The organism is Sutterella sp. AM11-39 (assembly GCF_003472385.1).
Taxonomy (GTDB): domain Bacteria; phylum Pseudomonadota; class Gammaproteobacteria; order Burkholderiales; family Burkholderiaceae_F; genus Duodenibacillus; species Duodenibacillus intestinigallinarum.
This window is the reverse complement of the sequence record NZ_QRLV01000011.1, coordinates 25,770-39,597: the sequence shown is the minus strand read 5'-3', so window position 1 is coordinate 39,597 and position 13,828 is coordinate 25,770. Positions and strand designations below refer to the sequence as shown.

General features: G+C 53.1%; 8 protein-coding genes. 3 read left to right on the top strand and 5 right to left on the bottom strand.

Annotated features, from left to right (window positions below):
• Nucleotides 1-4: 4 nt before the first annotated feature.
• From DW133_RS08540 to DW133_RS08530, 4 genes are all read right to left on the bottom strand, one after another.
• Complete coding sequence (locus DW133_RS08540) at nt 5-442, bottom strand: YqaA family protein (RefSeq protein ID WP_118276241.1); 438 nt, start codon at nt 440-442, stop codon at nt 5-7.
• A gap of 18 nt (nt 443-460) precedes the next feature.
• A complete protein-coding gene (locus DW133_RS08535; protein WP_118276240.1) occupies nt 461-1,222 on the bottom strand; it encodes a metallophosphoesterase in 762 nt (253 codons plus the stop codon).
• Nucleotides 1,223-1,300: 78 nt separating this feature from the next.
• A complete protein-coding gene (locus DW133_RS10055; RefSeq protein ID WP_158571171.1) occupies nt 1,301-1,462 on the bottom strand; it encodes a hypothetical protein in 162 nt (53 codons plus the stop codon).
• A gap of 85 nt (nt 1,463-1,547) precedes the next feature.
• Nucleotides 1,548-2,996 carry a DUF4143 domain-containing protein gene (locus tag DW133_RS08530; protein WP_118276239.1) on the bottom strand — a complete coding sequence of 483 codons (1,449 nt, stop codon included), beginning with the start codon at nt 2,994-2,996 and terminating at the stop codon, nt 1,548-1,550.
• 378 nt (nt 2,997-3,374) lie between these two features.
• Between DW133_RS08530 and DW133_RS08525 the strand changes: the two genes are divergently transcribed.
• Both DW133_RS08525 and DW133_RS08520 read left to right on the top strand, forming a co-directional pair.
• Entirely contained in the window at nt 3,375-3,932 is a 558-nt protein-coding gene (locus DW133_RS08525) for a hypothetical protein (protein ID WP_118276238.1), read from the top strand.
• Nucleotides 3,933-4,006: 74 nt separating this feature from the next.
• The gene (locus DW133_RS08520) at nt 4,007-7,588 is read left to right on the top strand and encodes an autotransporter domain-containing protein (RefSeq protein ID WP_158571170.1); all 3,582 of its coding nucleotides are present in this window, start codon (nt 4,007-4,009) and stop codon (nt 7,586-7,588) included.
• Between the two features lie 1,195 nt (nt 7,589-8,783).
• Here DW133_RS08520 and DW133_RS08515 read toward each other — a convergent pair.
• The gene (locus tag DW133_RS08515) at nt 8,784-10,442 is read right to left on the bottom strand and encodes an autotransporter outer membrane beta-barrel domain-containing protein (protein WP_199588863.1); all 1,659 of its coding nucleotides are present in this window, start codon (nt 10,440-10,442) and stop codon (nt 8,784-8,786) included.
• A gap of 1,671 nt (nt 10,443-12,113) precedes the next feature.
• Between DW133_RS08515 and DW133_RS08510 the strand changes: the two genes are divergently transcribed.
• Nucleotides 12,114-13,787: a ShlB/FhaC/HecB family hemolysin secretion/activation protein gene (locus DW133_RS08510; RefSeq protein WP_118276235.1), complete on the top strand. Its 1,674-nt coding sequence runs from the start codon at nt 12,114-12,116 to the stop codon at nt 13,785-13,787.
• Nucleotides 13,788-13,828: the final 41 nt, after the last annotated feature.

The following is a 13,828-nucleotide window of genomic DNA, read 5'->3' as shown; positions in this document are numbered from 1 at the left end:
CCGGTTAGAAAACTCCCAGAAGTGCCAAGGCCATGACCGAATAACGAGCGGTCTTGCCTGCTGCTGTCCAAAGAAGAGCCGGCCAGAAACCGATGCGTAGCCACCCGGCGGCGAGCGGCAGCACATCTCCGATGACGGGTACCCAGGCCAGCGCCAGTCCCGGGGCACCCCAACGGCGCAGACGATCGACGGCGTCGTTTGCCGGCACGCGATGGGGAACATAGCGGCCGATCGCCCAGCTGGTCATGCTGCCGAGCGTATTAAAGAGGCTTGCCGCGGCAACAAGCAAAAGGGCGCGATCGGTTTGCGGGGCGGATGCGAGAGCCGCTGCCAGAAGCGCTTCCGAGCTTCCGGGTAAGACAGTTGACGACAAAAAGGCGGACACGCAAAGAGCCCAAAGGCCGCCGTCGCCGGCTAGAAACGAGGTTATCGACTCGATCATTGAAAGATGGAAAACCGACTAGATCAAGAACGTCTTGCAAGGCGAATAGTCTTCGCCTTCGTTCAGAGCCAGATAGCCCAATTGGTTGGAGACGAACTTTGTCTTACCGATGCTGCCTTCAATCGACGTGTGTGAGTGGCCGTAGACCCAGTAGTCGATGCGTGAGTCTGCAATCCAGTTGCCCAGTTCGGTGACAAAACCGGAAGCAATGGGCGAATTCTTGTGATCTTCTCGGCAAAGCGTAAAGCTCGGCACGTGGTGCGTTACGACGACGATGTGCTTGGCATCGGACCCTGCTACGGCTTCCTGAAGGAATGCAACGGCCTCCTTGTGCATGGCGACGTAGTCGTCGACCGTGATTCTCTTGCCGTCAAACGTGATTTCACTGAAATCAAGCAGTGTGGAATTGACCGCGGCAGCCTGTTCGGGAATGATGTTCGACCAGAGAGTCGAGCAGATGAAGTCAGTGTCGCCCACACGCACGACTTCATTGTTGCAGCACGTCACATTGGGACGGATCGAAATCTTGATCGGTTCAATCAGGTCTTCGACCTTGTCCCATTCGCCGTAGTAATCGTGATTGCCCGGTACGAAGATCGTTTTTTCAAAGTTTGAGGAACACAGGTCCCAGAAGAGGCGATAGGTACGCAGCGCCACTAGATTTGCAACGTCTCCGGCAAGAATGAGCACGTTGCCTTCCTCCTCAAAGCCTTTGTTGAGGACGTATTCGTAATTCTGTCCGTAGTCGAGGTGCAGATCTGAAGCGTATTGGACAATCATGGCCGAGACCTAGTTAAAAAGCCGCGCGTTCAAGTCTAAACGGCTTGAAAAGATTTTCCAGACGTACGGCCTTATCGTTTAACCTATCTCTTTGCGCCAGTCGAATTTCGCCGGCATCTTTTTCCTGTTAACGAAGGGACGACTCTGAAATTGCCGGCCGGAACACAGCGCCTTGGCAATCAGGTTGCGGGTACGAGGTACTTTGACCTTGACGACGGTTTTCTTTTTGGTTTTGCTCATGTTGATTCCTGAGTAGATGGTTCAACATGAGGTTAACCTCGGGTGCGTCAACGAACGCCGCAGGCAATACACTCCCCGCAATCCGTCACAACCACAGAAACGCCATCGGCACCGCAACTCCGATCGAATCAAAGCGTCTTAAGCTTTGCCCGCAATAAAGAAGAACGTTTTGAACCTCACGGTCTTTGACAAGTTCTCTGAATTTCACTAAAGCGCCGAAATCGTTTTCCGTGACGTTTTCCCTGGTTGAGACCTTGAAGGCTGTGAGCGACCCCGTTCTGGCGTCTTCCAGAATCAGGTCGATGCTTAGCCCCGTTCGCAAAGCAAAGTGCCACAGATGCAAATCCCGAGCATTGTCCGTGAGGGTTGCCAATTGAGCCCAAGTCCAGGTCGTAAGCAACCTGCGGACATCCTCCGGATGATCGCTTGAAATAACGCAAGGCGTCGTGCTGCAAAAACCAAGCAGACCGCACAGCCAGCCGGAATCGGCTACGACATATTTAGGACTGCGTACGCCGCGCTCAAAGGCAAGGCTGCCCGGCCAGACAGCAATGCGGTCCACCAAGCAAAGCCGCTCGAGCGTTTCCAGACAATGCTTGGCAAAGGGGCGTCCGATGCCGAGCACCTCTGCTATGTGCGTGAGATTGACACTTTCTCCCGAAACCGCGCCAACCATGCGGTAAACCTTGCGAAGCAACAAGGGATTTTTCAACGGGCTTACAGACGGAAGATCGAGTCGGCAGATTTCACGGATGAGATCATGGAAAAAGTCGTGGCGCTCGTCGGGCGTGCCGTCTCGTCCCGACGGATAACCGCCTCTCATGGCTTGGCTCAGAATCAGATCGCGGTTGCTTTCGTTGTAAGAGACAACGGAAGGGAAATCCAAAAGGCGTAGCCGCTCGAGAAAATCGTGTCCGCCGCCCGTGATTTCACCCTGAGACAGGGTGCGCATACGAAATATTCGAACGTTGCTGTTGCGTTCGGCAGCGGTTTCAAGCTCGGGAAGTCGTACGCTGGATCCCATGATGACAATTTTGGGGGCGGCCAGATCAGCACCCTCGTGCATGCGTCCGGCCTCGGAAACAATCAATCTCGCGAGGGCGGGTACCAGATGCACGTTATAGAGCACCAGCATCGGCAAAGCCGCGTAACGCGCAAAAAAAGTCCGCGGTGCGTCTTCGGCGTCCATTCTTGCACCTTCATCGGCAAAGTTCACACACGGCGCATCGGGAACAACCTGCTCAAAAAACGTGTGCATGCCGGATTTGCGGGGACCGATGACGACAAAGACCGAGCGGCGGCTGCAGACCGAAGCGTCTTGCAGACACTCCAGAAATGGCGCTTCAAGACGCCGCAAGAGAGCTCTTTCGGGAGACTGGGGCACGGAAACGGAGCTTGAACGGAACAAAGCTTCAGTGGATCCGGCTGACGACTTCTCTTCCGGAAGCGTGATGTTGTAGTCAGTCGAGGCCGCCTTGAGAGAGCGAGCGGCGACATGCGGACGATTTGAACAGACAGTGCTGCGAACAGCCATCGTGCTTGGCCTCTTTTTTTGTTGTGCGAAACGTTAATTCGAGTATATGCGAATTGAAATCTCAAGGCCTAGGGAAAACCCATTAAGCGAAGGTGAAAATCTGAGCTTTAACGGGCGATGACCTAAAAAGCCCGATGAATAAAAGGTTTGCGAAGGGAAGGAGACAACGGGCTGATCATGTTCGCGGATGAACGAAATCGACGGCAGTTCTGAAATTTGCGGCTACAGTGAAGCGAAGACTCGTATTCAAACAACGCGGAAACAGCAAGCATCCTTTCGCTGTCGAGACAAGCGCACGTGTGCAGACCGAGAACAATGATGCGGAGCGGCCTGACCTTGATCCGCTTGATATGAGTTTGTTGTTCGAAGTATGGTTTTATGAAGCTGCTTTCTGAACTTTCCAATCGGAGAAACGAATTACGTGAGCCGGACGTCATATCCAATGTCACGTCGCCTTGGATGTGGGTTTTGCTCGTGGGCTTCACCGTCTGCATGGCGGCAGTCGTCTACTGGGCTTTCTTCGGAACGCTCATTGACAGTGTCACGGGCAGCGGCATCGTCGTTCGTGACCGCGGCATCAGTTCGATCACCGCCAAGAGCAGCGAGGCCGACAAGCGCAAAAACGAGCTCATCGACCATCTCGTCACCCTGATGAAGCAAAATCGCGACCGCATTCAGGAACTCGTGGAGATGCAGCGCAAACTGAGCGAAAAGGGGATCACGACCAAGGTCGATCACTACAACGTGCTCAGCGAAAACGTAAGCAATGAAAATCAACTTGCCAAAATGCTGCTCTGTGGCGGTTGTCGGGCGAGAGCTCATGCCGCGGGCAACCTATACTGTCCCGACCCGGAAATGTGCGCGTACTTCAAGAAGGGCGAGCGGGCGTTGTTTGAGTTGCGTCCGCAAGTCTCGGGAGTCGCGGCACGCGAATAAGCATGATTAAAACACTCAAAGTAAAAGGCTTTCTCAGGAAGACCGAGCCGTACGATCGCACGAGGGGAGGACAGATGAAAAAAACATTGCCTCAAACCGTCAAAACGTTGACTTGTTTCGGCGTGTTGACCGTTGTTGCGTCGCAAACGGCGCAAGCTCTGCAGTATTGGGACTATACGCTGGCCGACGGCAGTCCTTTTGTGACGCTTGAAGTGTATGACGAGGGCGATGACTTCGTCTTTAATAACTATCCTGATGACGACGGTTCTCCGCTACAGGGTGAGTCCGGCTGGACGCTTTCGGATGACGATAAGACTCGCATTGATGAGAGTTTCGATTATCTCGGCCGAATGATTGGTAAATTCGTTGTTTCAACAGGGTCCATCGCAGTTGTGACCGATTCTGATAAAGACGGCAATGCTGCCGCGACCAGCAACATCATTACAACGGGACCGTTAGCAGGCATCACGGAACTCACAGCCGAACTGCTCTACGGCGTCAAGGGTGACGATAATACAGGCCTGATTTTCATCAACCATACGTCTGCCGAAGACGGTAACTGGTATTACGGACCGATGTATTCGTTACCCGAAAACGGTGAAGTCGGCGACCTTTCGGCCACACTGGCGCACGAGATGTTTCATGCCTTGGGATTGCTGAGCAGTGCGGTTGAAAACAAGTTTGGCGACGCTCTTTCCGTGTGGGACAAAGGTCTTCGGGACATTGACGGTGATGCACCAGAAGCGGCTATGTCCATTACGGATAATCACAGCGATCGTTCAAATACATTTGATCTTTACTCAAAAGAAGAGCGAGATAAACTCGGCTTAGGTGAAAGCGACGCCGGTGTTTATTACACGAGCGAGAATGTTCAAGACGTTCTCCAAGGTGCGACTATCTACTATCACGATCAGCTTCATTTCGAAAAACCTGTGGGTGTCAACGGGTTACCGGTCAATGGCTGGGAAGAGGGTGTGGCCGAACTGAGTCACATTGAACTGCAAAACAGTTTGATGAGTCATCAGTACTGGCGAAATTGGAACACCTTCATGGAAGCTGAACTTGCCGTCCTGCAGGACCTCGGTTTTGACATTGATCGCCGCGACTGGTTCGGGTATTCGGTCTATAACTCAGGCATCACTCTCGTTAACACGAATCCTTATTTCGCTCGAAACGAAGACGGAACGGGCTGGATCGAGGGTGTTGCCAACGACAATCCTTGGGGTGTGGGTCTTCACGTATACGGCCGCAACAATGACATCAAGCAAGCGGCCGACATTCTGACAAGCGGCACGTATGCGCTGGGCATACGTGTTGACGGTACCGACAATACGCTGCGCATCGCCCCGGACGTAGAGGTACGATCGGATGGCGACTACGGTTATGCGCTTGCCGTGACCTACGGTAAAAATCATCACATTGTGCATCAGGGAACCCTGGCGGCCGACGGTGCCTACGGCATCGGTGCCATGTTTTCGTTCGGCGACAATACGATCGGAGAAACGACCGAGCAGCGAGGGTCGTATATCTATGATCCGGCCACTGATGAAGATCTGGGTACGGACACGATCGGACTCGACGGCGCGTTGGTCTCCTCGTTTGACGTCGCGGGCACATTGAGCGGAACAAGAGCAGCAATCTACATTGACGACAGCGCGCTCGTCTCCAACATCAACATCATGAACGGTGCCAGTCTTTCGGGGGACATTGTTTCTTTGTGGAACCCGATGGTTGATCGAGTTCAGTTCTACGATGAATCTGGACAGAGGATGACAGATCCGAAGAAAGTAACCGTCGACACCGTTAACGAAATGCTGACGCACCTGACGTTCGGCCGTAAAGCCGATGAGGCGGGGGCCGCTGTAGGAGAGACGACTGACGAGAATTTCTGCCTGTCTTATACGGGCAACATCTACGGCGCCTGGGATGACTACGAAGGGCAAGCCGGTACCGCGGCCATGACAATGGACGTGAAGGGAGGAGAACTTAACTTCAACGGCATGGCCAATGTGTTGTCCGTGACGGTCGACGACGGTGCGACGTTAAGCGGAGAAGGACAGTACAACCTGGCGGCACTGTATACGCTCCTCGAAGGTCCGTACACAGTACTTGACAAGTCAGATGTTTCTGAAGAAGTGTTCTTTTCATACGGCACGTTCATCAACAACGGAACACTCTCGCCCGGCAACGGCATCGGCACGATGGAAATCAACGGTGCTTTCTCGATGGGCGATACGGGGAGTGTTTTGCTTGAATTTGCTGCGGACAAGACAACCGATCAGCTCGTGATTTGTGATGAAACCCGAGATACAGAAGAAATACCGAGCGAATTCGGCGGGAAAGTGATCCTTACGCCTGTCATCGGCTACTACAGCGGTGCACATACTGTGGATCTTTCTCAAGCAATAAAGATCAATGATGTTGAACAGAAGCTAACAGAGGTGGCGTTGCGCGACATTTCCGAGCTTTCGCCCACGCTCAAAATGACCGGTAGCGTGGAAAACAATGAGCTCACCGTGACAACCGAACGCGCCCCAAATGCCTACAGTCAATATGCGATAAATTTCAACACGAAATCCATAGCGGCGGCTTTCGACAAACATGCCGATGAAGCGCAGGGCGGCATGCAGGATTTGGTTGCGACGCTCGACTTTTCCAATCCCGACGGCAGTACGCTGAACACCGCCTACGAAAAGCTTGGCCCCGATGTGTTTGCACGCGCCGGGCGTGCGGCATTGATGGCTCAGCGTGTGGTGAGTGGCACGGTGCTTGAGCAAATCAGCTCTCCGACGGCACTTGAAGTTGACGCCACGGGGCGGTCGTTTTACATCCGTCCTTTGGGCGGTTACGGCAAGATCGAAGACCGCGGAATTCGTTGCAACTACGCCGGACTGATTGCGGGGGTCGACGTTAGGACTTCTTTGAGCGAAGGCGGACTGACGCTCGGCACGCACGCAGCAATTCTCGATAGAAAAGACAAATACGACGGAACCGACGGCAGTCAGACCGACGCGCAAAGCTTCTATTTAGGTGCTCATGCCCGATACGACTTTGCCACAACCGTTGAAACATACGCCTTCGGGTTGGCACAGCTTGCCGTTGAAAATGCTGATACCGATCGTGTGGTGCGGTTTGAGGGGTATGCCGACAGCGCTTCAAGCGACTGGACGGGGTGGGGCGGCAGTTTGGTCGCAGGACTCGGACAAGCCTATCGTCTTTCGACTGGCATCAAGGCCGGTCCCGTTTTTTGGCTCGACTACAGTTTCATGCATCAGCCTTCGATAACCGAAGATTCGCATCACGGAGCCGAGCTTTATGTGCAAGGCGAAACTTATCAGTCGTTGAGATCAAGTCTCGGCGTGAAGCTTTCGGCGCAGTTTGAGGCGAACGAGAAAGAAGCGGCGATTGATGCAACGGTCGTATGGAACCATGAATTTCTCAATCGTTACGGTATGGCTCGAGCGAGTTTCGTGCCTTGGCGCGACTCGGTTTTCAGCATTGACGAGGAGGTCGGCACGCGCGACACCGGTACAGCTTCGGTTTCGCTGACAGGAAAATTTGCAGAAGGCTTTGCCGCGAGTCTCGGCGTGGGCACCGAGTTTGGAGGAGATGTTTCCGGCGTTTGGGGACACCTAAATCTCAAGTGGGAGTTCTGAGTAAGACTGCAGCTTCGGAACCGTTCAACTCTCGGCGTACCAGACGTAGTCTTCCAAAAATACGTGCACTTGCTTTAACGATGTCGAGCCTTAGAAACGATGGAAGTTGTCTGATATGCCGATCGCGGTTTTTCATTCGTCCGGCTGCCTGCTAAGCTCAACAAAACATGCTTCAGGTTGGAGTAGACAAGTGGATCGAGAATTTTTACCTCAACCTTTCGGTAAGCCTCTCGACGAAGATTCCGATTTGAGAAACGGATCGGTTAACCATCGAAACTACGGCCACGGTGTTTTTACAGCGGTTGTTTGGCCGACAACGGTCAATTCTTTGACGTGAAGATGAAGCTCCATCGAACATGGATACAGATGGAGCGTTGCGGAATCAGTCGGGTGTGCGGAGCGGCCTGGGCTACTACAACTGGGCAGTTGAATACGGTTGGCGGTTTCGTTGTCCCGCGACGAACTCCTGGTTCGAACCGAGTGACAAACTCCCCTGAGGTCAACTCGATTCCGTTGACTTTCACTCCGATCATGGCGTGATGGTATAACAGGACGTGGTCCATACGCTTGTCAGTTATTTGGGGTCGGTTTTCGGCTACATCTTTGACGTATTTCCGCGCTTCGGCGCTCCACGACTGGAATGGAGAAACCGCTACGAAACACCCTTTAGCCGGAACGCAGCGTCGCTTTGAAACAGATTTGGACGGAACCTAGGCGAGACTTTGGTCGGCGGGACCTACGGCACCAATGAGTCGATATACGCCGACGGATGCCTCATGACATCAACAGGGTCTCCCGTCCAAAATCCTTGACAGGTGAGCGCGGGACTGCGGTGGGTTTTGTGACGGCTAGATGTACGGGCTCGGAAGAAGCCGAAAGACAATTTCGGTTACTACCGAGCCCAGTACGATCTTCACTGATATAACGTCAGTTCGCTTCGGTTTACGTAAGGGTACGTGACATCACATAATTACGTCACAAGCTCAAAAGTAACGTAATTTAGGTGATATGGTCTGATTTTTTATAGAGCTGACCTTGCGGCAGCTTTGAAAAAGTGATTACTTCGTCGAATCAACTTTTCGTGATGGACTGTTTCTAATTGGAATTCGTCCCATAAGTAAAACCACGTTTGTAAAGCAAATCCAACTCAGTTTGGTTTACTTAGCGCGGACCCGTTAGATTGTTTCGAAGTAATTTAGAACATATAGGTCAGACGACCTGACACCATCCAGGCATCAAGTTGCTCGCCGCCGGCGCCCTTTTCGAGATCAAGTTGCATCGAGAACTTGTTGGCGAATTGGTAATAGCCGCCTACGCCGAAGTTTGTCCAGGTGCCGGCATCTCCCCAATGCAGTACCTCAACATCCTCAAGGTCACGGATGCGGCCGAACTGACCGTCGGTGAACTGATGCAAGAGGTCGCCTCGAACGTAGATTTCGCCCGAGCTGCGTTCACCGGCAAAGTGCTTGCCGAGTCTCAGACCGGCACGTCCGACAAGCGCCGTTTCCTGTTCAACATCAACTGACATGTCGCGTTGCAAACCGTAGTTGTAGCCTTCAAGTCGAGTCGCCTGCATCTGTAATTGAGGTTCGGCAAAGAAACCTGCCGCAGACTTGAGCGTATAACCGTATTCAGCAGAAACGCCGAAGTAGTTCGTCGAGAATTCACCTTGGGTGGAAATCGAGCTGGCGCTTCTTGAAGATGAGAAGTCTGAGCTCAAGTGACCGAAGCGTCCCACGAAGTCCAAGTAGTGGTTGCCGAAGGTGAGGGTATCGTAAACGGCGATTTCGTAGCGTTTCAGATCACCGCCTCCCTTCAGGTTTTCAAAGTCAGGACTGCCGTCCATGTAAGAGACACTCACACCGAAGCGGTTGTTGTCAGAAGTCTGACGTTCGTAACCCACGTGAACGGTGGTCGTGTCGGACTTGTATGCGTCATCTGCGCCGAGTCTGCCGTACTGTACTCGTACCCACAGGCCGTCGTTGGAAGCATCGTTGGCAAATGCGCTTTCACGTAAACGACGATCGCGGCGATCCATCTGCATTACGGCGTCATAGGCTGCCCAGCCGGCGTTGCGCACGCCGACAGTCGCAGCCGATTCGGAAACAGTGACGCGATTGATGAACCATCTGGTGCCGTCTTCATAATCGCTGACCTTAAAGTCTTCGAAGTCTGTGTAGTTGGATTTGATTTGATCTTCTAGTTCGGCCAAATCTTCAGAACTGATCGTCTCGTAGTCAATGGACAGTTCGTAGTCGTAGAGCGTTTCGCCGTAGATGTTGATTTTGTCAGCAAAAGTGACGTCATTGGCCTCTTTTTGGGTGAGAGCGAATGTGAGCGTATTGTCGGCAGAGACACTGACGAGCTGAGAGGGGCGATAAGGTTCAATCCAGTGACGCCCTGGTTCGTTTGAGGATTCGATAAAGACCATATCGCTTTGCGTGCGGTCATCCGAGTTGAGATCCAGACGGAAGATGCCGTCGCTGCCCTTGAGGTCACCAATGCGGACATAATTGTGCTCAACGTCGTAGTTCCCTTCTTTCAAAAGCGGCAAAAGACCGATTTCATCCCAGAACGCTTCCAGGTTGTCGTCGAAGAGGTTGATGATGCCACCGTCTCTTAGCGTGATGGAACTGATGCGCTTGTCGATAGTTTTCTCTCCGGCAACCGCCAGATAGGACCACTGAGCACCGTTTGTGAAGGTCAGATCGAGAACACCTTTGGCGTTCTTTCGTCCGTCAGCAGATGTGTTTTCGCTTGAGGCCTCGTCACCGAACCAATAGGAATCCGAGCCCGAAAAGGTACCTGTAATCTTTGAGACGGCAGTATCGGTTACGCCGCCATTTACAGTCATGTCCATTGTTCCGACAACTTGGTTTCGTGTTGAGACAAATTCAATTGTCGAGCCTTTTTTGGCACTAATGGCGTCGGGGCTGGCCGCAATGCTCCATATGCGCGTTGTTGAGTTTGAATTTCCGAGAATAGCTTGTGCGCCGTTATTGATGTACAGCACATTAGCACCATAATCGTCTTCGATTCCCGGCTCATACGTTGTTATCAGATCGACATTGCCGTTCAGGCGGATTGTGACACCAGCGGTGCCCGTATGAAGAGCTTGTGTCGCAGCTCCGCTTCCGCTGACATGAGTTCCGTAAAGATGTAGGACTGTGTCGCCGGTGACTGTCAGGTTTTTGTTAGTTGTGATCGTATAGTTATTCCAACAAACCACCGTCTTGACGTCAACATTGATGCCCTCAACGATGGTTTCTTCATCCAGGGAAAGATGAGGGAAATCCTTACCAGAATTGAGCCAGTCATTGGTGATGATATCAGCAAGAGATGGCGTAGAAAAACATGCGGCGACGACTGCGGCACAGGTGTTGAGAGCGAGAGTTGCCCTCAGGCGGGAAAGGGTATTAGTTTCTTGCGACGGGGGGGGCAAATCACTTATTACGATACGACCATCTACGCTACACATGACCTTCAGAGACTCTGCTTTCATTCTTTTTATTCCTGTAAAAGGTGTAGATGAATTAATCTCTCTGTCTGCCCAACGCAATTCATTCCGGTTTAGACACAAAACCACTATAGGGAGATGAATTTCCCGGAGTATCGAAAAGATTGCACTTGTCTTCTGATTCCCTCGAAAGGCCGACAGGAGTTGCACTGGGCCGATTGTGTCGATGATGAGCCTTACTTGAAGATTCTGGTGCACAAATTCGGCCGGCAACACAGCGCGATTATATTGTATTGCTATAACTGAATACAACTACTGTTGTCCAAAGCAAGCTATGGATAGGCTGATCAAAAATCCACGAAAAAAAGCTCCCCTTAAAGTTTGCGGAGCAAAATTAAAGAACTCTTGAATTGAGAAAGCTAATGGATCAGACGATGACGTTAAATCTCGGAACTGCTGCCACTGCAGTCCAGCATCGACCGAGCCGCCGAAATGTCACTGAGAGTTACCGCTGCCTGTGATTTTGAGCACCCAGCGACCGTCGTTCGTCTCAGGCGAAATGCCCAAGGCATAACCAGATTGGCCACACGATAGGCACCTGCTGACACTTTTGCCGGGTAACTAAGCCTGTGGCAAGCCTGCAGTTGCTATCGCCAAAGCAATACCGTGAGAAGAGGGCGTTTTCCGGACTTGTTAACGAGGACGAAAGTTTCACGTCGGGAACCGGATACGCAGCTTGTCTTGGCCGTTGTGAGGCTGCCAGTTTTTGAAGGATTATGTTTGCCCTGGTCAGGATGCCACCTGTCGCGCAAAGGAAGATCTCTTGCGAAACGGTGAGTTCATCGTTTGCGAAACGTAACCCGAAGAGGGAGGGATAACCCTATTTTTGCCGAAATGCCAAGGCAAATCGCAGTTCAAATTGCTTTGAATGCCCCGTCAATGAAGGGTTTTGCCAGAAAGGGGACATTTTTGTCTTCCTTAACGCAAATCATACAGAACGACGGAAAACCGAGAATTTCCCGTTAAAGTGGAAATGTGGCTTGGATTCGTTTCAAGCAAAGGAGGAGTATGGCGATTTGGCAAGACCGACTGACCACGCGGTTGATGGCGGTTTTCGCCTTGTGCATGCTTACGCCGGTCCATGCGCAGGTCGCTGACGATGTGGGCCGCGACATACGCAATCCGGCCGTGCGTGACCTGCAGCAGATCAGACGCGATGTTGAACGGTGGCAGCAGGAGCGCGAAGTCGAGCGAATGCAGGAAATCCGCCGCGGGCACGAAGAGGAGCGCGAGAGGACGCTTGAACAAGAGAAAGCATCGGCGTTTCGGTTTCAGCTCAATGCCGTCGAGCACGGCAAGTCGGCGATTCTCACCGATGAAGAGATCGACAAGGCCGTTGCGCCTTGGATCGGTCGCGAAGTGAGCATGAGTGACATTGAGGCCATGCTCGAAGCGATCAACCGACTCTATCGTGAAAAAGGCTACGTCGTGTGCGAAGCTCGCATCAAGCCGCAGCGCATCAAAAACGGGCGACTGGCGATCACGCTTGTGGAAGGCAAGACCGGAAAACTGACGGTCACGGGGAACGAACACACACGAGAGAGCTACATTCGCGGGGCGTTTGATCTTGAGCCGGGCGAAATCGCCAACTACCGCGAAATGAGCGAAGACCTCGTACGGTTCAACATGACCAACGACGTGGTGCTTCGTATCGACATACGTGCGGGCAGTTCTCCTGAAACCACAGACTATGAGATCACCGCGGCCGAACCCGCCAACTGGACGGCAACAGTCTTTGCCGATACTTTAGGCACGCGATCGACGGGTCGGCCGCGCGTGGGCGCGAGCGTCACCAACCGCAGCGTACTGGGTTTTCGCGACGCATTCACGGTTTTAGGGCTTGTGAGCGAAGGAAGCAAAAGCTTCATGGCCAGCTATGCCGTGCCGCTCAACAGCCTCGGCACGAAACTCACTGCTTCGGCCTCGTTCGGCGACGTCGAAGTGGTGCAGGGACCGTCTGCGGACGACGACGTGAAGGGCACGTCTGAATACTATTCGATCCGATTGGATCATCCGCTATACGTAACGTCCGAGACCAAATGGACGATCTACGGCGAATGGAGCCGCCAGAAATCGACGACCGACTTCTGGGACATCACGATCAACGACACGCAGATCGACTCCTGGACGGGAGGCCTTGAGGCGATTCTCCTTGGCGAACGCTCGGTCTTTTACGCCACAGCGGCCCTGTCACACGAAAAGTCCGTAGAAGAAACGTTCGGCCAAGAGTGGAAGCAAAACATTTTCACCGGCAACGCCTTCTGGCGCTATCGCTTGACTCACAGCGTCACATTTACCTTGTCGGGAGCCTGGCAAAGCGTGGTGAGCGGCGACGATCTCACCACGTCCCAGTACTTCTATCTCGGTCACACAAGCGGCGTGAGAGGTTATGAAAACGACGTGCTGTCGGCCGAACAGGGCGCTTACGTCAATGCGCAGCTCGACTGGGCGTTTCTGGGACCGAAAACGTCGCTTTTTGCCTTTGTCGACGCCGGGCGGATTTCCGGCACGTCGGCCTATGAACAGCAGACGCTTGCCAGCATCGGCGCCGGCCTCACTTGGCCCTTGTGGAACGGCGCGGGCTTGACCGCCACGGTCGGCGTACCGCTCGAAAAGGACATCGGCGACGACACCCACGTCAACACCGCACGATTCGACATTTCGTTGGTTGCGACGTGGTAACCACCAATAGCCCGTACGTCTGAGGCGTGCCGGCTGCAGGG

Coding starts and splice junctions, on each gene's coding strand:
- DW133_RS08530 (WP_118276239.1), bottom strand. CDS start 2,996: ATGGCTGTTCGCAGCACTGTCTGTTCAAATCGTCCGCATGTCGCCGCT.
- DW133_RS08525 (WP_118276238.1), top strand. CDS start 3,375: ATGAAGCTGCTTTCTGAACTTTCCAATCGGAGAAACGAATTACGTGAG.
- DW133_RS08510 (WP_118276235.1), top strand. CDS start 12,114: ATGGCGATTTGGCAAGACCGACTGACCACGCGGTTGATGGCGGTTTTC.
- DW133_RS08540 (WP_118276241.1), bottom strand. CDS start 442: ATGATCGAGTCGATAACCTCGTTTCTAGCCGGCGACGGCGGCCTTTGG.
- DW133_RS08515 (WP_199588863.1), bottom strand. CDS start 10,442: ATGACTGTAAATGGCGGCGTAACCGATACTGCCGTCTCAAAGATTACA.
- DW133_RS08535 (WP_118276240.1), bottom strand. CDS start 1,222: ATGATTGTCCAATACGCTTCAGATCTGCACCTCGACTACGGACAGAAT.
- DW133_RS10055 (WP_158571171.1), bottom strand. CDS start 1,462: ATGAGCAAAACCAAAAAGAAAACCGTCGTCAAGGTCAAAGTACCTCGT.
- DW133_RS08520 (WP_158571170.1), top strand. CDS start 4,007: ATGAAAAAAACATTGCCTCAAACCGTCAAAACGTTGACTTGTTTCGGC.